Origin of the sequence: Nonomuraea cypriaca (genome assembly GCF_015645445.1) — a bacterium.
GTDB lineage: Bacteria > Actinomycetota > Actinomycetes > Streptosporangiales > Streptosporangiaceae > Nonomuraea > Nonomuraea cypriaca.
In genome coordinates this window covers 1-18,680 of sequence record NZ_JADOGI010000099.1, presented here as the reverse complement: position 1 = coordinate 18,680, position 18,680 = coordinate 1, and the positions used below count along the sequence as shown (strand labels likewise).

General features: G+C 70.0%; 19 protein-coding genes. 10 read left to right on the top strand and 9 right to left on the bottom strand.

Annotated features, from left to right (window positions below; genetic code table 11):
* Window positions 1-19: 19 nt before the first annotated feature.
* Both ITP53_RS29095 and ITP53_RS29090 read right to left on the bottom strand, forming a co-directional pair.
* Window positions 20-691, bottom strand: a complete 672-nt coding sequence (locus tag ITP53_RS29095) for a DUF4230 domain-containing protein (protein WP_195898652.1) — start codon at window positions 689-691, stop codon at window positions 20-22.
* Window positions 692-719: 28 nt separating this feature from the next.
* The gene (locus tag ITP53_RS29090; protein WP_195898651.1) at window positions 720-2,321 is read right to left on the bottom strand and encodes a hypothetical protein; all 1,602 of its coding nucleotides are present in this window, start codon (window positions 2,319-2,321) and stop codon (window positions 720-722) included.
* Window positions 2,322-2,548: 227 nt separating this feature from the next.
* Between ITP53_RS29090 and ITP53_RS29085 the strand changes: the two genes are divergently transcribed.
* Genes ITP53_RS29085 through ITP53_RS29070 form a run of 4 tightly spaced genes read left to right on the top strand, consistent with a single transcriptional unit; the run spans window position 2,549 to window position 6,127 of the window.
* Window positions 2,549-3,100, top strand: coding sequence for a MarR family winged helix-turn-helix transcriptional regulator (locus ITP53_RS29085; protein ID WP_195898650.1), 552 nt, complete (start codon window positions 2,549-2,551; stop codon window positions 3,098-3,100).
* Entirely contained in the window at window positions 3,084-4,022 is a 939-nt protein-coding gene (locus ITP53_RS29080) for a tetratricopeptide repeat protein (RefSeq protein WP_195898649.1), read from the top strand. Before ITP53_RS29085 ends, ITP53_RS29080 begins: the two co-directional genes overlap by 17 nt.
* A 9-nt stretch (window positions 4,023-4,031) precedes the next feature.
* Entirely contained in the window at window positions 4,032-4,661 is a 630-nt protein-coding gene (locus ITP53_RS29075) for a cytidylate kinase-like family protein (RefSeq protein WP_195898648.1), read from the top strand.
* A 56-nt stretch (window positions 4,662-4,717) separates the two neighbouring features.
* Window positions 4,718-6,127 (top strand): NAD-dependent malic enzyme, encoded by a 1,410-nt coding sequence (locus ITP53_RS29070; RefSeq protein WP_195898647.1) that lies wholly within the window; start codon window positions 4,718-4,720, stop codon window positions 6,125-6,127.
* A 166-nt stretch (window positions 6,128-6,293) separates the two neighbouring features.
* On the opposite strand, the gene ITP53_RS29065 is transcribed toward ITP53_RS29070, so the two are convergent.
* From ITP53_RS29065 to ITP53_RS56240, 5 genes are all read right to left on the bottom strand, one after another.
* Window positions 6,294-6,806 carry a hypothetical protein gene (locus ITP53_RS29065; protein WP_236051285.1) on the bottom strand — a complete coding sequence of 171 codons (513 nt, stop codon included), beginning with the start codon at window positions 6,804-6,806 and terminating at the stop codon, window positions 6,294-6,296.
* Window positions 6,807-6,956: 150 nt separating this feature from the next.
* Window positions 6,957-8,507 (bottom strand): glycerol-3-phosphate dehydrogenase/oxidase, encoded by a 1,551-nt coding sequence (locus tag ITP53_RS29060; protein WP_195898645.1) that lies wholly within the window; start codon window positions 8,505-8,507, stop codon window positions 6,957-6,959.
* Window positions 8,504-9,991 carry a glycerol kinase GlpK gene (glpK, locus tag ITP53_RS29055; RefSeq protein WP_195898644.1) on the bottom strand — a complete coding sequence of 496 codons (1,488 nt, stop codon included), beginning with the start codon at window positions 9,989-9,991 and terminating at the stop codon, window positions 8,504-8,506. The genes ITP53_RS29060 and glpK overlap by 4 nt, the downstream gene beginning before the upstream one ends.
* Window positions 9,992-10,058: 67 nt before the next feature.
* The gene (locus tag ITP53_RS29050; RefSeq protein WP_195898643.1) at window positions 10,059-10,808 is read right to left on the bottom strand and encodes an IclR family transcriptional regulator; all 750 of its coding nucleotides are present in this window, start codon (window positions 10,806-10,808) and stop codon (window positions 10,059-10,061) included.
* Window positions 10,809-11,138: 330 nt separating this feature from the next.
* Window positions 11,139-11,291 (bottom strand): hypothetical protein, encoded by a 153-nt coding sequence (locus tag ITP53_RS56240; RefSeq protein ID WP_207756556.1) that lies wholly within the window; start codon window positions 11,289-11,291, stop codon window positions 11,139-11,141.
* 57 nt (window positions 11,292-11,348) lie between these two features.
* On the opposite strand from ITP53_RS56240, the gene ITP53_RS29045 reads away from it, so the two are divergent.
* Window positions 11,349-11,975 carry a TetR/AcrR family transcriptional regulator gene (locus ITP53_RS29045; protein ID WP_195898642.1) on the top strand — a complete coding sequence of 209 codons (627 nt, stop codon included), beginning with the start codon at window positions 11,349-11,351 and terminating at the stop codon, window positions 11,973-11,975.
* On the opposite strand, the gene ITP53_RS29040 is transcribed toward ITP53_RS29045, so the two are convergent.
* Entirely contained in the window at window positions 11,964-12,479 is a 516-nt protein-coding gene (locus ITP53_RS29040; protein ID WP_195898641.1) for a hypothetical protein, read from the bottom strand. The genes ITP53_RS29045 and ITP53_RS29040 overlap by 12 nt on opposite strands.
* A gap of 110 nt (window positions 12,480-12,589) precedes the next feature.
* On the opposite strand from ITP53_RS29040, the gene ITP53_RS29035 reads away from it, so the two are divergent.
* The gene (locus tag ITP53_RS29035) at window positions 12,590-13,168 is read left to right on the top strand and encodes a YqgE/AlgH family protein (protein WP_195898640.1); all 579 of its coding nucleotides are present in this window, start codon (window positions 12,590-12,592) and stop codon (window positions 13,166-13,168) included.
* A 130-nt stretch (window positions 13,169-13,298) separates the two neighbouring features.
* Here ITP53_RS29035 and ITP53_RS29030 read toward each other — a convergent pair whose 3' ends face one another.
* Window positions 13,299-13,937 carry a TetR/AcrR family transcriptional regulator gene (locus ITP53_RS29030; RefSeq protein ID WP_195898639.1) on the bottom strand — a complete coding sequence of 213 codons (639 nt, stop codon included), beginning with the start codon at window positions 13,935-13,937 and terminating at the stop codon, window positions 13,299-13,301.
* 150 nt (window positions 13,938-14,087) lie between these two features.
* Between ITP53_RS29030 and ITP53_RS29025 the strand changes: the two genes are divergently transcribed.
* From ITP53_RS29025 to ITP53_RS29010, 4 genes are all read left to right on the top strand, one after another.
* On the top strand, window positions 14,088-15,695 hold the full coding sequence (locus ITP53_RS29025) for an MFS transporter (RefSeq protein ID WP_195898638.1): 1,608 nt from the start codon (window positions 14,088-14,090) through the stop codon (window positions 15,693-15,695).
* Window positions 15,696-15,781: 86 nt separating this feature from the next.
* The gene (locus ITP53_RS29020) at window positions 15,782-16,039 is read left to right on the top strand and encodes a DUF3039 domain-containing protein (protein ID WP_195898637.1); all 258 of its coding nucleotides are present in this window, start codon (window positions 15,782-15,784) and stop codon (window positions 16,037-16,039) included.
* Window positions 16,040-16,117: 78 nt separating this feature from the next.
* On the top strand, window positions 16,118-17,014 hold the full coding sequence (locus ITP53_RS29015) for a zinc metalloprotease (RefSeq protein ID WP_195898636.1): 897 nt from the start codon (window positions 16,118-16,120) through the stop codon (window positions 17,012-17,014).
* Window positions 17,015-18,397 (top strand): MFS transporter, encoded by a 1,383-nt coding sequence (locus tag ITP53_RS29010; protein ID WP_195898635.1) that lies wholly within the window; start codon window positions 17,015-17,017, stop codon window positions 18,395-18,397. It abuts the gene before it with no gap.
* The last annotated feature ends 283 nt before the right edge of the window (window positions 18,398-18,680 follow it).

Genomic DNA, 18,680 nt, shown 5'->3' with positions numbered 1-18,680 from the left:
TAGGAAGCCGCACAGGGGCCTAAGGCTCGTCGGTGAACTTCACCGTGACCTTGGAGAATCCGAGCGACTTGAGCATGCCCGAGAGCATGGCCTTGGTGTTGGCGTCGGCCCTGGTGCGCAGGTCGCTCGCCACGGCCGCCTCACTGATCTTCTTCTCGGCCAGCAGATAGAGCTCCCGCTGGTCGCCTGGCGAACCCGAGAGGAAGTCCTGGACCCGGTCGAACAGGCCACGCTGCTGCGCGAACACGTACGAGCGGGTGTTGTCCAGGTTGGGCTTCTCCAGCTGGGCGCGCGGCAGGCGCACGGTGGCCTGGGTGCGGTCCTCCGAGACCGTCACGGCGTCGGTCGCCATGGCGGAGAAGTCGACGTAGGCGTCCACGCCGCCCGCGCCGACGAACAGCGTACGGGTGCCCTTGATCGCGTCGGGCAGGAAGTTCGCGTCCTTCTCCAGGTCCACGACCACCTGGAAGTTCCCCGTCGCGGCCTCGAACCTGCTCATGTCCTTGATGGACTGCAGCAGCACCGGCTGGCTGCGGTCGATGACCTGCTCGCCCAGCGGGTTGAGCCAGGTCCAGGCCAGCCGGCCGGCCACCACCAGCAGGACCGCCAGGACCAGGAACCCCGCCACGTATCGCCACCTGCGGCGCCGCCCGGGACTTACGTCGGGCGGCGTCGTACGGGAAGTCGTCATGCGAGCATGACTACCCGCTCGTCGATCATCAGTGCCAGCCCTTTGGTGACATCTCCGATTCCGGAACCGTTTCCGGCGTCTCGGCTCCAGGCGCGGCCGGTCCGGGGGTGGCTCCGGGGGTCTCCGTACCTGACGGCTCCGATCCCGAGACGAGCAGCGGCGGCTCCCCGTGCCAGCCGGCCGCCGACATGCCCGGCACCCAGCCGCCCTCCGTCGCGTCCTGCGACCGCCCGGCCGTGGGCGCGGGCCCGCGCGTGTCCGGCGTCGAGGTGGACGTGGGCGTGCCGCTCCGATCGGGATACACCGGATAGACGTTGCTGGACTGCGGGCTGGACCGCGGGCTCGACGTGGGGGTCGGCACCGGGGCCTGAGGCGCGGACGGCGGCGTCTCCGCCCGGGCGGGCCCGCCGCCGAAGTGGGTGCTCGACAGCCGGCAGCTCTGGAAGTCGCTGAAGAACATCCGCAGCCACTCCCTGCGCTGGTGCTCGCTCAGCGAGGAGAACCACGACGCGGCGTACTGGTGCTCGGGCAGCGGCCCCCCGGGCAGCGGCTCGCCGCGCAGCCAGGCCATCACGATGTCCCGGTATCCGTCCGCGACCGTGCCGTGGCACCGCGCGGCCAGCGACTCGATGTACTCGTACGCCGACTCCTCCGCGAATCCCGCGGACAGATCGGGCACGTGGATCGGCGCCAGCCCGTTGGCCGGCTTCAGCTCCTCCTCCAGCGGCCGCTGCTCCACGTGCGTGAACGCCGCGGGCGTGCCCGCCAGCCGCGAGGCGATCTGCGTGAACGCCGCCCCAAGCTCGGTCAGCCCCGCCCGCATGCCCGGATGCACGCACACCGTGATCGGCCAGTCATGGCAGCTGTAGTCGGTCTCCTTCGCCGCGGCCGGCTTCGGCTGGGCCAGCACCCGCGACACGCCCATCCCCGCGGCCAGCACCGCCAGCAGCGCGCACGCCAGAACGAGCGCCTGCCTGGTCACCAGCGCCGCCCAGCCGAGCAGCAGCGCCGTCGTGACGCCGAGCAGCCAGATCGTCTGGTCGAAGAACGGCGCCCCGCTCAGCCCCTGGAACAGGTCGTACGGCTCCCCGGTGCCCGGCGCCAGCTTGTCGGCCCACCCGCGGTCGTCGGCCAGCCACGAGAACGCCCCATAGCAGCCCAGCCCGGCCAGCGGCGGCGTGAAGGCCCTCGGCAGCACCCAACCGGCCAGCCACCCGATCACCGAATAGAGCGCCAGGCCCGCCATGCCCATGCCGAGCCCCGACAGGCTCAGCCGGCCCGCCTGGTCGGTGAGCACCGTCTTGACCGCCAGCACCAGCACCGTGGCCCCGAACGACCCCAGCACGACCACCATGATCGCCAAAGGCGCCTTGAGCGCCCGCCACGTCGTGAGCGAACGGCCGCGCAGCGCCTTGCGCTTGCGCAGCGCCACCCACGCGGCGAACGCCGCCGCCACGGGCCCGGTCAGCCGTAGCGAGCCGATGACCGCGGCCACGATGTTCTCCCACGCGTCCACGCCAGGTATCAGGACGTTCCACGCCGCGACCAGGCCGACAGCCAGCAGCACGGCAACCGTGACGGCCGCGCTCTGCTTCAGCTCCTCTCGTGAAACGCCCGCGTGCTCACGCACCCTTTTTCCCGTTGAAGTTCATCAAGCACCCCCCGTGCCCCTCGGCAAGGCGAAACGTTCAGTCCGGCCGGTCCCCACAGGCTCATGGACTTGGCTTCCGCGTCACCATTCGTAGGAGAACCATAACTGAGCGTGATGATTGATGTCCGTATTCTTGGTCGAGCGGGGAAGCCTGTCGCCGAGGGTGACCAGACGAAGCGGGACGACCGGCGCGCTACCGTAGCGCTGTGTCTCAGCAGAAGGCGCTCAACCTGCCGTTCGACCCGATCGACCGCGCGGCGGAGAGTTGGCGCGCCCACTTCGGGCCGTCCTCCGCCATGGCGGCCGTGACCTCGATCATGAGGGCGCATCAAATACTTTTGTCACAACTTGACGCGCTTCTGAAGCCCTATGACCTGACCTTCGCCCGATATGAGGCCCTGGTCCTGCTGACCTTCAGCAAGGCGGGAGCGCTGCCGCTGTCGAAGATCGGCGAACGTCTCATGGTTCACCCCACCAGCGTCACGAACACGGTGGACAGGCTGGAGAGGTCTGGATTCGTCCGCCGGCTCCCGAATCCGCGCGACGGGCGCGGCGTACTCGCCGAGATCACCGACGCCGGGCGGGACGTCGTACGCCGGGCGACGGACGACCTGATGGCCGCAGAATTCGGCCTGACGATGTACGCCGATGACGAACTCCAGCGGCTGTTCGACCAGCTGCGCACGCTACGAGTGGCGGCGGGTGACTTCGCTGTCCCGTCCATGCGGCAAGATGAAGAGCATGGCGGACTTCTCTAGGCCCGGGTCGCTCTACGGAGCGGTGGATCTGGGCGCGCGCAAGCAGACACTGGAGGCGCAGGCCCGGCGGGAGGCAGGTCCCCAGGCGGCCTCGTCGGAGTCGGTCGTCGACGTGACCGAGGAGACGTTCACGACCGACGTCATCGACCGGTCCATGCGGCTGCCGGTCGTTCTCGACCTCTGGTCGCCGAGGGCGCCGGGCAGTGCCCAGCTCAGCCCGGTGCTGGAGAAGGTGGTGGGCGACCTCGGCGGCAGAGCGGTGCTGGCCAAGGTCAACGTCGACGCCAGCCCGCAGATCGCGCAGGCGCTGCGCGTGCAGGCGGTGCCGACGGTGCTGGCGATCTTCCAGGGGCAGGCGGTCACCGGCTTCCAGCAGGTGCTGCCCGAGCAGGAGGTGCGCCGGTGGCTCGATGAGCTGATGGGCGCGGTCGAGCAGTTCTACGAGGCCAACCCCGACGCCCGCCCGCCCGCCGCGGAGGGCGAGCAGGAGGAGGCGCCCGCCGGGCCGCCCGCCGACCCCGACATGGTGGCGGCCGAGCAGGCCATCGACAGCGGCGACCTCGACGCGGCGATGGAGGCCTACCAGCGGCTGCTGGCCCGCGCTCCCGGCGACGAGGACGCCAAGATGGGGCTCGCGGGCGTCAGCCTGATCAAGCGGGCCGAGGCGGCCGACCCGGCCGACGTCCAGCGGCGCCTGCAGGATCCGGCCGACATCGACGCGCAACTGCTCGCGGCCGACCTGGAGATGCTCTCGGGCTCGGTCGACGAGGCGTTCAACCGGGTCATCGCCGTGGTCAAGCGCACGTCGGGCGACGAGCGCGACCACGCCAGGCGCCACCTGCTCGGTTTGTTCGACACATTGCCGGCCGACGACCCATCTTTGGCGAAAGCGCGTAGAGCTTTGGCGAGCGCGCTGTTTTAGCCTGGTTATATGCGGGTTGTCACGATATCGGCGGCATATGGTACGGCTGGTAGCCAGATCGGCCCGGCCGTGGCCGAGCGACTCGGCGTGCCCTTCGTCGACCGTGCGATCCCCAACGCCGTGGCCGAGGAGCTGGGCTGCACGCTGGAGGAGGCGCTGGCGCACGACGACCGCGCCGAGCGCGGCCTGGGCAGGCTGCTGTCAGGGGCGATGCGGCTGCCCACGGTCACCTTCGGGGGCGTGGACATGTACGTCCCCGGGGTGATGCCGCTGGCGCCCGAGGAGTTCGTCCGGCGTACCGAACGCATGCTCAGGGACACGGCCCGCAACCAGGGCGGCGTGTTCCTGGGCCGGGCGGGGGCGCTGGTGCTGGCCGACCATCCCGGCGCGCTGCACGTCAGGCTGGACGCCCCGGTCAAGCGCCGGATCCGGCAGACGGCCACGCTGGGCGGGCTGAGCGAGCGCGAGGCCCGCCGGATCATCGAGGAGAACGACGGGGCCAGGACGGCCTACGTACGCCACTTCTACAAGGCCGATCCCACTGATCCCAGCCTCTATCATCTCGTTCTGGACAGCACCGCCATTCCCGTTCCGACCTGCGTCGAGTTGATCGTCACGGCCGCCGAGGCGGTGGATTGACCAAACTCCCCCTAACATGGGAGGCATTCTTGGTCAGTCCCGAAGGAGCGATTGACGTGGCGACCGTCCCGAGTGTGTCGTACTCCATCACCGTGCGGCTCGAGGTGCCCGCAGGCGGCAAGGCCGTCAGCCAGCTCACCCATGCCGTCGAGTCGGCCGGGGGCGTGGTGACCGCCCTCGACGTCACCAACGCGGGCCACGAAAAGCTCCGCATCGACGTGACCTGTGCCGCCAGAGACACCGATCACGCGCAGGCCATCGTCGACCAGCTCGAAGCGGTCGACGGCGTCGTGATCCACAAGGTGTCCGACCGCACGTTCCTCATGCATCTCGGCGGCAAGATCGAGATGAAGTCGAAGGTGCCGCTGCGCAACCGCGACGAGCTGTCCATGGCCTACACCCCTGGTGTGGCGCGGGTGTCGATGGCGATCGCGCGCAACAAGGAGGACGCGCGGCGCCTGACCATCAAGCGCAACACGGTGGCCGTGGTCACCGACGGCTCGGCGGTGCTCGGCCTCGGCAACATCGGGCCGGAGGCCGCGCTGCCGGTCATGGAGGGCAAGGCGGCGCTGTTCAAACGGTTCGCGGGCATCGACGCCTGGCCGATCTGCCTGGACACGCAGGACGTCGACGAGATCGTCCGCACGGTGCAGGTGATCGCGCCCGGGTTCGGTGGGATCAACCTGGAGGACATCGGCGCGCCGCGCTGCTTCGAGGTGGAGCGCCGGCTGCGCGAGCTGCTCGACATCCCGGTCTTCCACGACGACCAGCACGGCACCGCGATCTGCGTGCTGGCCGCGCTCACCAACGCGCTGCGGGTCGTCGACAAGGCCATGGAGGACGTCAAGATCACCATGGCCGGCGCAGGGGCGGCCGGCAACGCCGTGCTGCGGCTGCTGCTGGCCGCGGGGGCGCGCAACGTGATCGTGTGCGACTACCTGGGAGCCGTGCACAAGGGGCGCGACGACCTCGACGACTCGCTGCGCTGGATCGCCGAGCACACCAACGCCGAGGGCTACTCGGGCGACCTGCGCGGGGCCGTCAAGGGCGCCGACGTGTTCGTGGGGGTGTCCGCGCCCGGCATCCTGACCGGCGACGACATCGCGAGCATGGCCACGGACGCGGTGGTGTTCGCGCTGGCCAACCCGGAGCCCGAGGTGTCGCCTGACGACGCTCGCGAGCACGCCGCCGTGGTGGCGACCGGGCGCTCCGACTATCCCAACCAGATCAACAACGTGCTCGCCTTCCCTGGCGTCTTCCGGGGGCTGCTGGACGCGCAGGCGGGCGGGGTGACGCAGGAGATGCTGCTCGCCGCCGCGGGCGCGCTCGCCGCCGTCGTCACGCCGGAAGAACTCGGTCCCAACTACATCATCCCCAGCGTGTTCCACCCGGATGTGGCGGGCGCCGTCGCCGCGGCCGTCCGAGAGTCCGCCGGCGGGCGCGCGCGCGGCTTCACCGAGGCGTAGATCTTTAAATCATGAGGTCTTTCATTTTTTACGGCGGGGCCGGCGGCACGCCAACCGCCGCACGTGGCTGAGGGCCTCCAAGGGGACGGCCGCTGACCCGCACGTGGCGGGCCGCCGTCACGGCGCACAGTTGGCCGGCTGGGTGGTTGACTGCGGCGTGGGAGGGTTACGCGGGTTTGTGGGCTGGTTGGTGGTGGTGTTTGGTGGTGGCGGGCATCAGGCGGTAGGTGTCCTGGAAGACCAGGTTGTGGGCGTCGCCGGCGGCTATCGTGCGGAGGGTGTTGATCTGGGCTTCGGCGTCTGTCTCGGTGAAGACGTTCAGTGGCCAGTCGCCGACGGTGTTGCCGCGCAGGTGCGGGTGGTGGAAGTCCATGCCGTAGTGGGCGACGATCGCGATCGGCTGGACGCCGCTCTGGCGTTGCTCCCGCCACGTCAGTGACCACATCGCGTTGAGCCCGCCCTCCTGTGACCTGGTGACACCGCTGGCCACCACATCCCCCGTGCCGAGCAACAGGTCGGCGTTGGCCTCGTCAAGAACCGCGCGCGCCACCGGGTCCAGGTATTGGACCGCCGTGATGAAGACGCGCTCCTTCTCCTCCCGCGAGACGGCCGGGCCGTGGGTGCCGTCGCGCAGGTCGCTGAAGTGCCTGAGCAGGGCTTCGTTCATGGGAGTGCACATGCCCACCCCCTTCCCCGCTGAGCGCCCCGGCCACCTCCGCGGCGCCGGAGAATGCCCACAGACCGGGACATCCCAGGACGGATGCCCCGGGGCGCGACGCTCAGGTCGGATGGCCTGGACGACTCAAGGGTGGATGGCTCGGTGGTGGGCTCAGGTGAGGAGGGTTGCGATGCGGGTGCGGATGTCAGGGGTGTCCAGGCCGCGGACGGTGAGGGTGGTGCGGCGGCGTACGACGTCGTCGACCGTGGCCGCCCACTCGCGGTCGCGCGCGTAGACCGCCTGGGCCCAGATGTCGGGACCGCCGGGGTGGATGCGCTCGCCGAGCGCGGGATCCTCGCGGATGAGCCGGGCCAGGTCGAACGCGATCGACCCGTAGTGCGTGGCCAGATGCCGGGCCACCAGCGGATCCATGCGCGCCCCCGGATCGCGGTCGGTCCACAGGCGCATGGCCACCGCGTCGGGGCTGGCCAGGCCGGGCAGGGGCACGGCGGGCAGGATGTCGGCCAGGTCGTCGCCGAGCGGCCGCCCGGGCAGGTGGGCCAGCATGTCGAACACGTGCCTGCCTATATGGCGATAAGTCGTCCATTTCCCGCCCGCGACCGACAACATGCCGCCGGTGCCCCGGCTCAGCACGGTCTCCCGCTTGGCCGCGGTCACCTCGCCGGGACCGCCGGGCAGCACGCGCAGGCCCGCGAAGGCGTACGTGATGTCCTCGCGTCTGAGCTGCGAGTCGCGCACGGCGTGCCCGGCCTCGTCCAGGATCTGCGCGATGTCGGCCTCCGTGGCGGACACCGCGGCCGGGTCGCCCTCGTACGCCTCATCCGTGGTGCCCAGCAGCAGATGGTCCTCCCACGGGATGGCGAACGACACCCGGTACTTGTCGATCGGCGTGGTCAGCGCGGCCTTCCACGGCTCGTGGCGGCGCATGACGAGGTGCGCGCCCTTGGACAGCCGGATGCTCGGCGCCGCGTCCGGGTCCTCCATGCGCCGCAGGTGGTCGACCCACGGCCCGGTGGCGTTCAGCACGAGGCGGGCCGACACGCCGAACTCCGTACCGTCGAGCCGGTCGCGCAGGTCGGCGCCCGTCACGGTGCCGCCCGTCTTGCGCAGCCCGAGGACCTCCGCGTGGTTGAGCACGACCGCGCCCGCGTCCACGGCGGCCCGCACGGTCATGACCGCGACGCGGCTGTCGTTCATCTGGTGGTCGCCGTAGACGGCGGCGGCGCGCAGACCCTCGCTGCGCAGCGCCGGCACGCGGGCCATGGCCTGGTGCGGCGTGATCACCCTGCCCATGCCGTCCCCGAACACCGACAGCGCGGAATACAGGAACACGCCCGCCCCGAGCTTGGCCGCGCCGTGCGGCCCGCCCTTGTAGATCGGCACCACGAACGTCAGCGGCTTGACCAGATGCGGCGCGATGTCGGCGGCCAGGGCGCGGCGCTCTCGGTGATTCTCCGCGACCAGCCTGACGTTGCCGGTCTGCAGGTAGCGCAGGCCGCCGTGGACGAGCTTGGACGAGGCGCTGGAGGTGGCGCCGGCGAAGTCGCCCGCGTCGACCATCGCCACCCGCAGCCCGGCCTGCGCGGCCATCCAGGTCACGGACGTGCCGAGGATGCCACCGCCGATGACGAGCAGGTCGTAGGTGGCGGTGGACAGCTCATGGCGGGTCTCCGCCCGCTCGATGCCGGTCGCGATCGTCATTCCGGATCTCCCTCTTGCTCGACCCAGTCGAGGGTGCGGGCGACGGCCTTCTTCCAGTTGCGGTACTCGCGCGCACGGGCCGGCTCGTCGATCGCGGGGCGCCATTCCGCGGCCTTGTGCCAGTTGGCGCGCAGGCTGTCGATGTCGGGCCAGTAGCCGGTCGCCAGCCCGGCGGCGTAGGCCGCGCCGAGCGCGGTCGTCTCGGCCACCATCGGCCGGATGACCGGCACCGCGAGCACGTCCGCGAGCGTCTGCATGAGCAGGTTGTCCGCGGTCATGCCGCCGTCGGCGCGCAGCGTGGTCAGGTCGAGCCCCGAGTCGGCGTTCATCGCGTCCACCACCTCGCGCGTCTGCCACGCGGTGGCCTCCAGCACGGCCCGCGCGATGTGCCCCTTGTTGACGAATCCGGTCAGCCCCGCGATCACCCCGCGCGCGTCCGAACGCCAGTGCGGCGCGAACAATCCGGAGAACGCCGGTACGAAGTAGCAGCCGCCGTTGTCGTCGACCGTCTTGGCCAGCGTCTCGATCTCGGCCGCGCTGGAGATCAGGCCCAGGTTGTCGCGCAGCCACTGCACCAGCGACCCGGTCACCGCGATCGCGCCCTCCAGGGCGTAGGTGGCCGGTCCGTCGCCGATCTGGTAGCCGACCGTGGTCAGCAGGCCGTGCTTGGAGCGGACGGGCTCCTGGCCGGTGTTCATCAGCAGGAAGCTGCCCGAGCCGTAAGTGCTCTTGGTCTCGCCGGGCGCGAAGCAGGTCTGCCCGAACAGCGCCGCCTGCTGGTCGCCGAGCGCCGACGCCACCGGCACGCCGTTCTGGGTACGGCCGTAGATTTCGGCGGACGGGCGGATCTCCGGCAGCATCGCCCGCGGCACGCCCAGCGCGGCGAGCAGGTCGTCGTCCCAGGCCAGCGTGTGGATGTTCATCAGCATCGTGCGGCTGGCGTTGGTCACGTCGGTGATGTGGCGACCGGTGAGGTTCCACAGCAGCCAGCTGTCCACCGTGCCGAACAGCACCTCGCCGCGCTCGGCGCGCTCGCGCAGCTCGTACGCGTCGAGCAGCCAGCGGATCTTGGGCCCGGCGAAGTAGGTCGTCAGGGGCAGCCCGGCCCGCTCCTTGAACAGGCTCTCGTGCTCGGCCAGGGCACGGGTGAGCGCGTCGGTGCGGGTGTCCTGCCAGACGACCGCGGGGCAGACCGGGCGGCCGGTCTCCCGATCCCACAACACGGTGGTCTCGCGCTGGTTGGTGATGCCCAGCGCGGCGATCTGGCCGTCCTCGATGCCGGCGCCGCTGACGGCCTCGGCCAGCACGACCTGCACGGCCTGCCAGATCTCGTCCGCGTCGTGCTCGACCCAGCCCGGCTTGGGGAAGATCTGGCGGTGCTCGCGCTGGGCGACGGAGATGATGTTGCCTGGCTGGTCGAAGACGATGCACCTGCTGGACGTGGTGCCCTGGTCGATGGCGGCGACGTAGTGCTGTCGAGGCACGGTTCCTCGCTAGGTCTAGTTCGGCAATGCCGAACGAATGCTATGTGGTGGCTGGTGGGTGTTCAAGTCATCGGGCCAGGTCTCGGGTGATCGCGCGGGCCGCGTCGCGCACGTATGAGACGTACTCCATGTGCAGGTGGCCGTCCTGGGCGAGCCTTTCGACGGCGCCGCGGATGCCGATGGCGCCGACCACGATGCCGCGCGGGTCCTTGATGGGCGCGGCGATGGCCACCTCGCCCTCGACCAGCTCCTCCATCTCGGCCGCCCAGCCGCGCGTCCTGACCAGGTCCAGCTCCCTGTCCAGCTCGGCGGGGTCGACGAGCGTCTTCTTGGTGTGCGGCTGCAGGGGAGGCGCGGGCGCCTCGCCGTACGGGTCGTGGGCGAGCAGGACCTTGCCCAGGGCGCTGGCGTGGGTGGGCAGGTAGGTGCCGACCTGGAGGGTCTGCATGCTGTCGTCGGGCCGGAACACGTGGTGGATCACCAGCACGTGGCCTTCGTGCGGGGTGCCGATCCAGGCGCTCTCCCTGCTGCGGCCGGCCAGCGCGTCGGCCCAGTTGATGGCGCGGGTGCGCAGCTCGTTGACGTCGAGGTAGCTGCTGCCGAGGTGCAGCAACGTGGCGCCGAGGCGGTATTTCCCCGTGGTCTCGTCCTGCTCGACGAAGCCGACGTGGACGAGCGTGCGCAGGATGCCGTGCAGCGTCCCCTTCGGCAGGCCCAGTGCCCTGGCCAGTTCGGCGACCCCGAGCTGGCGGGGGCCGGAGGCGAGCAACCGGAGGATCGCGGCGGCCCGCTCTACCGACTGAATCGTCTCTCCCACAGATCGCACCCTAGCGCACAGCGGTTCGGTATTGCCGAACGCCTCACCGAATGGATCGCGTTCGCAAAAAATGCCCACCGATTGTGTGAAAAATCCCCCTAGAATGTCGCCAAAGGTGGGCCCCGCCGGCATCGGCACCTCGTTCAGCCGCGGCGCCCACCCCGAGCGGCCCTTCCGTGACACCTGGTCGACAGCGAGAGCCCGTCCGGCGTGACGACGGCGGTGGAGCCGCCCCCGGTAGCAACCCCCGGCGAGGTCGCCAGCCCTCCCGCGAGCGCGAGGAGAGCCCGAGGAGAGCCCGAGCGGCGCCATGCCAACCCAGGAAGCGCCCTAGCGGCGCCACCCCAGGAAGCGCCCGAGCAGTGGCACGCCGATCAGGAACGTCCTGAGCGGCGCCATGCCGATCAGGGGCGCTCGCTGGAACCGGCCGGTGATCCGCCGTGAGCGGCCATGAGCAGCACCAGGCGCTACCGGCCATGTCATCCCCTAACGGGAGGATATTCCCGTTAAAATGGGGCGGTAGTACGACGAGGAGCCTTGATGGAACAACCTTCCCGTTCTGCGGGAACCGTGCGGCCCGGGGGCCGCACCGCGAGGGTGCGCGCCGCCGTACTCGACGCCACCCAGGATGAGCTGGTCGAGTACGGTTTCCACGGCCTGACCATGGATCAGGTCGCGGCCAGGGCGGGCGTCGGCAAGACGACGGTCTACCGGCGCTGGGGAAGCAGGGCCGGTCTGGTCACCGACCTGATGTCGGAGCTGGCCGACCAGTCCTCGTCGCACGCCGACACGGGCACGATCGAGGGCGACCTGCTGGCCAACGCCGTCAGCGTGCTGAACGCGGTCACCGACGGGCGGCTCGGGGCCACGTTCCAGGCGGTGATCGCCGCCGCGACCTGCGACGGGCAGGCCGAGAACGCCCTGCGGGCCTTCTATCAGCGCCGCATCACGGAGTGGGCCGGCGCCGTGGACCTGGCCGTCAAGCGGGGGGAGTTGCCCGAGGGGACCGACGGGGCGGAGGTGGTCCGTGCGGTCTCCGCCCCGCTCTACTACCGCCTGGTGGTCACACGGGAGCCGGTGACGCGCGAGGTCGCCGAGCAGTCGGTGGCTCGTACGCTGGTCGCCGCCCGGGCGGGTGCGTTCGTCGTGCCCGGCTCAGGGAGCTGAGCGCGGCCAGATCGAGCCGTACCACCACAGGATGGCCCCCATCACCACGAAGCCGACGCCCGTGGCCAGCTTGCCCATCAGGTCGGCGGGCGGGCCCGTGTAGGGGAGGTGGCCGTGGCGCTGGTGGCCCCAGGGACAGTCATTCTCGGCCCGGGTGGAGTCGATCAGGGTGTCGGCCTCGTTCTCGCTGACCGAGTACGCCTCGATCTCGGCCTGGCTGCCCCTCCTCACGGGGACGTGCCTGACGACGGTCTCGCGGGCCGGGATCGAGCCGGTCGCCACCCTCACGGAGTCGGCCTTGAGGTCGAAGCGGACGAGCTGGCGGGTCTGGTTGTGCAACCTGACGGCCACCTCGCCGGAGCGGCAGCCGGCGTCGTCCACGGTCATCGTGAACGGGTCGCCGGAGTCCGGCCGCGGCCACGGCCACGCCCACGCCGCGGCGGGGAGGAGGAGCACGGCGGCCATCGGCAGGACTGCCAGCACGAAACAGGTACTAATGCGCATGCGCTCCCCCCACTGTGATCTTTGCTACGTAAAGTGCCCAAGTGAACGCGAAAAGTAACATCAACCGACTGGGGGAGCGCAGACCCCCAATGAACCTTCATGATGGATGTATGGCGGAAGCGATCTACGTCGGCGGTTTGTTGGTGGCGACGCCGCTTCTTGACGACCCCAACTTCCGGCGTAGCGTCGTGCTCGTCCTCGAACACGACCACGACGGCGGCACCCTCGGCGTGGTGCTCAACAGGCCAAGTGACATCTCTGTGACCCAGGTGCTCCCGGTGTGGGATCCGCTGGTGACCGGGCCGTCCGTGCTCTTCGAGGGCGGGCCCGTACAGACGGACAGCGCGCTGGCGCTGGCGGCGGTCCCGAGCGGTGAGGAGCCGCTGGGCTGGCGCAGGCTGCACGCGGGGACCCCGGCCGTCTCCCGGCTGGGCACGGTGGACCTGGACGCGCCGCCCGAGATCCTGCAGGGCGAGATCGCGCAGATGCGCATCTTCGCCGGTTACGCGGGCTGGTCGACGGGACAGCTGGAGAGCGAGATCGCCGAGGGCGCCTGGTACGTCGTCGACTCCGAGGTCGGCGACACCTTCCATGCCGACCCGGGCGCACTCTGGCGCTACGTCCTGCGACGGCAGCGCGGCGAACTCGCCTTCGTGGCCACGTGCCCGGACGACCCCACGATGAACTGACGATCATCAGATTGGCCGGACCCAGATCGGCCGGACCCAGATCGGCCGGACCCAGATCGGCCGGACCCAGATCGGCCGGACCCAGATCGGCCGGACCCAGATCGGCCGGACCCAGATCGGCAGGGCTTGATCAGGCGGGCTGGGCCGGGCGCTGGACGTCCCAGCCGGGCCGGAGTGAGCGCTCGGCCAGCTCCATGGTCTCCGCGATCCGGCTGGTGATCTCGGGTATGGTCCCCTCCCGGTTCGGGCACTCGGAACCGACCCGCAACGTGGACATGGCGAACGCGACGATCAGGTGGGCGAGCTGGTCCTCGTCCGGGTCGGTGCTCCGGCGGGCGGCGACCACCTCGGCGAAGCGGCGCTCGGTCTGCGCGCCCCTGGCCACCGACTGCCCGACCAGATGGGGGTACTGGTCGAAGATCTGGCGCAACTTCAGGAACCTCGTCGCGTCCTCGGGCGTTGAAGACTCCAGATCACTCAGCATCTCGCGAAGCGCGTGCATGAGCACGGTGAAGGGGGGCTCATCCGGCGGGCGTGATGCGAGAGTCTCCAGCATGATCTCCTCCGTGTGCTCGTGGAACCACAGCACGAGATGGTCCTTGCTGGTGAAGTAGCGGAAGAAGGTCCGGGGGGAGATTTCCACGACCCCCGCGATCTGCTCGATGGTGGTCGACTCGTATCCTTGTTCGAGGATCAGATCGAGCGCCGCGTCCAGGATCGCCAGGCGCGTCTTTTCCTTTTTGCGTTCCCGCAGACCCACAGTGGTCACCCCCTCGACATCTAACTGTCACAGTGTGCCATAAGTCATAGCATGCCGGATAAAAGTCGGTTGTCATTAGTCATCGACTGACATAGATTACTGGGAATCTACGGGATCTATGCCCCGGTGCGGGGCTGTCTGTGTACTTAGGGGGACTTCATGGCTCACGCGAAGGCGGTCGACGCGCCGTCATCGCCCGGCAGGGCGAAGCCGGGGACCGGGGGAAATCCGTGGCTCGTGCTGCTGGCGGTCTGCCTGGGCGTCATCATGGTGATGCTCGATGGCACGGTCGTGGGCATCGCCAACCCGGTCATCCAGGCCGATCTGAAAGCGTCACTGTCCGACTTGCAGTGGGTGACCAGCGGTTATCTGCTGGCGCTGGCGGTTTTCCTGATCACGGCGGGCAAGCTCGGAGACCTGTTCGGGCACAAGCGGATCTTCCTGATCGGTGTGGCGGGCTTCGCCGTCTCTTCGGTGGGCATCGGTTTGAGCGCCGAACTGGCCGACGTCATTCCCGGGCTCTCACCGATCGGCGCGCTGATCGGCCTGCGGGTGCTGCAGGGCCTGTTCGGCGCGTTGCTCCAGCCCGCCGCGCTGGCGCTGCTGCGCAGCGCGTTCCCCGGTGAGAAGCTCAACCAGGCGATGGGGGCCTGGGGTGCGATCATCGGCCTGTCCAGCGCCGCCGGCCCGATCGTGGGCGGAGTGCTGGTCGAGAACGTCAGCTGGGAGTCGGTCTTTTTCATCAACGCGCCCGTCGGCATCATCGCCGTGCTCATGGGCATCTTCCTGATCAAGGACAACCGCTCGCAGACCATGGCGAGGATCGACTGGCTCGGCGTGCTGCTGCTGTCGGGTGCGATGTTCTCGCTGGTCTGGACGATCATCAAGGCGCCCGAGTGGGGCTGGGGGGACAGCACGACGCTGACCTTCCTTGCCGCGTTCGTGGTGCTGATCGGCGCCTTCATCTTCTGGCAGGGCCGCGCCCAGAAGATCGGCAAGCAGCCGCTGGTGCCGCTGTCGCTCTTCAGGAACGCGTCGATCTCCATCGGCACGGTGCTGATGATGATGGTGGCGTTCGCGATGTTCGGCGCGATGTTCTTTCTGGGCTTCTTCTTCCAGGGCGTGCACGGCCTGTCCCCGCTGGAGGCCGGCCTGCGCATGATGCCGATGAGCGCCGGCATGATCCTCGCCTCGCCGCTGGCGGGCATGGCGATCGGCAGGTTCGGCCCGAAGATCACGATGGGGGCCGGCCTGCTGATCACCGCGTTGTCGATGTTCCTCATGTCCCAGCTCACCATCGACGCGTCGTTCATCGAGAGCGGCATCCCGTTCGTCCTGCTCGCCTTCGGCCTCTCGCCGGTGTTCGTAGGCGCTACGGAGATCATCGTGGGCAATGCCCCCGTGGAGCTCAGCGGCGTCGCGGGCGGGCTGCAGCAGTCGGCCATGCAGGTCGGCGGCGCGCTCGGCACCGCGATCCTGGGCGCCGTGATGGCCGCCGAGATCTCCAGCAGGCTGCCCGGCCACCTCGGCCAGGCCGCCCAGGGGATCCCGGGCGAGCAGTTGACGGCGCTGGAGAAGGCCGCCGCGTTCGGCATGGCGCCGCCCGGAGTGCCGCAGCAGATCACCGACGCCGTGCACCTCTCCTTCATGGACGGCATGCACATCGCCTTCCTGGTGAGCACGGGCATCGCACTGTTGACCGCCGTGCTGACGTTGTTCATCAGGGCCGGCAGGAAGACCGAGGGCGCGCCGGTCCACATGGGCTGACCGCCGGCGATTACGGCCCCCGCCACGCGGCGGGGGCCGTACTGCTTTGTGGGGGAGCGCTCGCGGACGGGCATAAACTCGATGGGGTGAGCACGAAGATCCTCCCAGAGCAGGAGACCACGCCGAAGACGTCGCACGGCGACGGCGATCACGAGCGCTTCGCGCACTACGCGGACCGGAACAAGATCACCGAGAGCATGGTGACGGGCACGCCCATCCGCGCCCTGTGCGGCAAGGTCTGGGTGCCCAGCCGCGACCCGAAGAAATACCCGGTGTGCCCCGAGTGCAAGGAGATCTACGAGGGGCTGCCCGTGGGTGGCGGCGACGGCGACGACAAGCAGTGAGTGTTGCTGAGCGGTAATCCCGCCCGGTAAGGCTACGGTCAGTACCCAGACCAGCTCATACCGTCATGGGGAGACCGTATGGCCCGGCGTGTGACCGCCGTCTCGTTGGCATGCCTGCTCGTGACCGGACTCGGGTCGCCACTCCGGCCCGCCGTGGCCGCCGAGTGCACCGCCTCGCGGGCGCCCGCGCCGCGCTCGCCGGCCCCACGCTCGCCCGTGCCAGGAGACGTCGCCAAGGTGATGGCCGAGATCGGCAGGCGCCTCGCCGGCGGCACGCCGCCCGCGCAGTTCACCGTGCCGACCCGCGTGCACGTCCTCGCCGAGGCTGATCGCCCGGTCTCCGACCGGGCGATCAGGGCCCAGATCGACGTGCTCAACGCCGCGTACGGCGGCGCCTACGGCGGTGTGGACACCGGTGTGCGCTTCCGGCTCGACGGCATCTCGGTCAGGCGGAACGCCACCTGGTTCGCCGACCCGGTCGGCCACGAGCGGGCCATGAAGGACGCGCTGCACCAGGGCGGTTCCGACACGCTCAACCTCTACGTCGCCCAGCTCAGCAAGCACATGCTGGGCTTCGCCGCCTACCCCTACTGGTACGCGGGCGAGCCGGTCCTCGACGGCGTGGTGATCGACTGGCGCAGCCTGCCCGGTGGCGTGATGAGCAACTACGACCGGGGCTTCACCGGCGTACACGAGATCGGGCACTGGCTCGGGCTGTTCCACACATTCGAGAACGGGTGCGAGGTGCCGGGCGACGGCATCGAGGACACCCCGGCCGAGGCCAGGCCGACCGACACGTGCCGCCCCGGCAAGGACACGTGCGGGCTCGCCGGCCGTGACCCGCTGCACAACTTCATGGACTACGGCCACGACGCGTGCATGTCCGAGTTCACGCGGGGGCAGGCACGGCGGATGCGCGAGATGTGGGCGGTGTACCGACGACCGCCCAGGTTTCCGGCAAATTACGATATGTAGGTGACAGCACCTAAAGCAACCGACACTCCCCGTGAATCCCGTCTCCTCGGCCCCGCCTACCGCAGCGCCACCATCGGCATCGTGCTGGTGGTCACGCTGATCGCGTTCGAGGGCATGTCGGTCAGCGTGGTCATGCCGGACATCGCCGACGAGCTGGACGCGCTGGACCTCTACGGGGTGAGCTTCTCCGCCTTTCTGATCGCCAGCCTGTTCGCGAACGTGGTGGCCGGGCTCTGGGCGGACCGGCGTGGTTACGCGGTGCCGTTCGTCGCCGGAGTCATGCTCTTCGTGGTCGGCATGGGGCTGGCGGGGGCGGCCACGTCGGCGGTGCTGTTCCTGGTGGCGCGGGCCGTACAGGGGCTGGGGGCCGGAGCCTGCGTGGTGGCGCTGTACGTGATGATCGCGCGGGTCTACCCGGCCGGCGTCCAGCCCAAGGCGTTCGCGGCCATCTCCGCCGCCTGGGTGGTGCCGGCCATGGTGGGGCCCGCCGTGGCGGGCTTCGTCGGCGAGCAGTGGGGTTGGCGATACGTCTTCTACGGGATCATCCCGCTGGTCCTGCCCGCGCTGGCGATGCTCGTACCGGCGTTGCGGCGGCGTTCCGACGCGGAGGAGTCGCCGTCCGGGGGGCCCCGGTCGAGGCCGCTGGCGATGACCCTGGCCGCCACCGCGACGGCCTTCGGGGCCGGTGTGCTGCTGCACGGGGTGGACCGGCTGCACCTGTACCCGGTGTCCGGCGCCGCCGAGACCGCGGTGGGGCTGGCGTCCATGGGGTACGGGCTGTATCGGCTGCTGCCTCCCGGCGCGCTGCGGTTCGCGCGGGGGCTGCCCACGACCGTGCTGATGCGGGGGCTGTTCTCGGCCTCGTTCTTCGGGGTGAACTCGTTCATCCCGCTGGCGCTTGAGGAGGTCAAGTCGTTCCAGTTGAGGGAGGCGGGGATGGCGTTGACGGCCGGCGCCCTGGGGTGGTCCGCGGGGTCGTACCTGCAGAGCAGGAGTGCCGGGGAGCCGTACCGGAGGATTCGGCTGGGCGCGGCGGCCGTGACGGTCTCGATCCTGGTCTGCCTGTTTTCCGTCATGCCGGGGGTGACGGGGTGGATCGCCGCGCCCGCGTGGGTGGTGGCCGGGTTCGGGATGGGCTTCGGGATGACCACCGTCAGCGTCACGGCGCTCAAGCAGTCGCCCGTCAACGAGCAGGGGGCGAACTCGGCCGCGCTGTCGGTGACGGACATGCTGGGCTCCGCACTGGCGATCGGCGTCGCCGGGGCGCTGGTCAACCTGATCGGGCACTCCTCCGCCGAGATCGCCACCGGGTTCGTGGTGATCTCGCTGCTCATGGCCGGAATCGGCCTGTCCGCCACCGTGCTCGCCGGACGCATCCGCTGAATTCCGCCCCTCCAGTCACAGCGATCACGGTTCGCCGGATCCTCGTCCCGAGGAGTGATAGGACAGCGGGACAAGGAGGTGTCATGGAGGGTGATCACCGTGTCTGGCCGCCTGAGTCGGGAGCCAGGCATCGCCGTACTCCTCCAGAGGACACGGAGCCCGCGTGGGGCGCGCGCCGTGATGAGGAGTCACCACGGGGACGGCCGCGCGCGGGCCCTTCCGGGGCCACCGACTGGTCGCCTGCGCCGGCCCCCCAACCGGCCCCGCCGCCCGTCCCGCACTC

Bases quoted from the DNA above. Each gene is read 5' to 3' on its own strand.
- ITP53_RS29065 (WP_236051285.1), bottom strand. From the start codon at position 6,806: ATGTGCACTCCCATGAACGAAGCCCTGCTCAGGCACTTCAGCGACCTG.
- ITP53_RS29075 (WP_195898648.1), top strand. From the start codon at position 4,032: ATGCGGGTTGTCACGATATCGGCGGCATATGGTACGGCTGGTAGCCAG.
- ITP53_RS29080 (WP_195898649.1), top strand. From the start codon at position 3,084: ATGGCGGACTTCTCTAGGCCCGGGTCGCTCTACGGAGCGGTGGATCTG.
- ITP53_RS56240 (WP_207756556.1), bottom strand. From the start codon at position 11,291: ATGACATGGCCGGTAGCGCCTGGTGCTGCTCATGGCCGCTCACGGCGG.
- ITP53_RS29025 (WP_195898638.1), top strand. From the start codon at position 14,088: ATGGCTCACGCGAAGGCGGTCGACGCGCCGTCATCGCCCGGCAGGGCG.
- ITP53_RS29015 (WP_195898636.1), top strand. From the start codon at position 16,118: ATGGCCCGGCGTGTGACCGCCGTCTCGTTGGCATGCCTGCTCGTGACC.
- ITP53_RS29095 (WP_195898652.1), bottom strand. From the start codon at position 691: ATGACGACTTCCCGTACGACGCCGCCCGACGTAAGTCCCGGGCGGCGC.
- ITP53_RS29035 (WP_195898640.1), top strand. From the start codon at position 12,590: ATGGCGGAAGCGATCTACGTCGGCGGTTTGTTGGTGGCGACGCCGCTT.
- ITP53_RS29045 (WP_195898642.1), top strand. From the start codon at position 11,349: ATGGAACAACCTTCCCGTTCTGCGGGAACCGTGCGGCCCGGGGGCCGC.
- ITP53_RS29040 (WP_195898641.1), bottom strand. From the start codon at position 12,479: ATGCGCATTAGTACCTGTTTCGTGCTGGCAGTCCTGCCGATGGCCGCC.
- ITP53_RS29060 (WP_195898645.1), bottom strand. From the start codon at position 8,507: ATGACGATCGCGACCGGCATCGAGCGGGCGGAGACCCGCCATGAGCTG.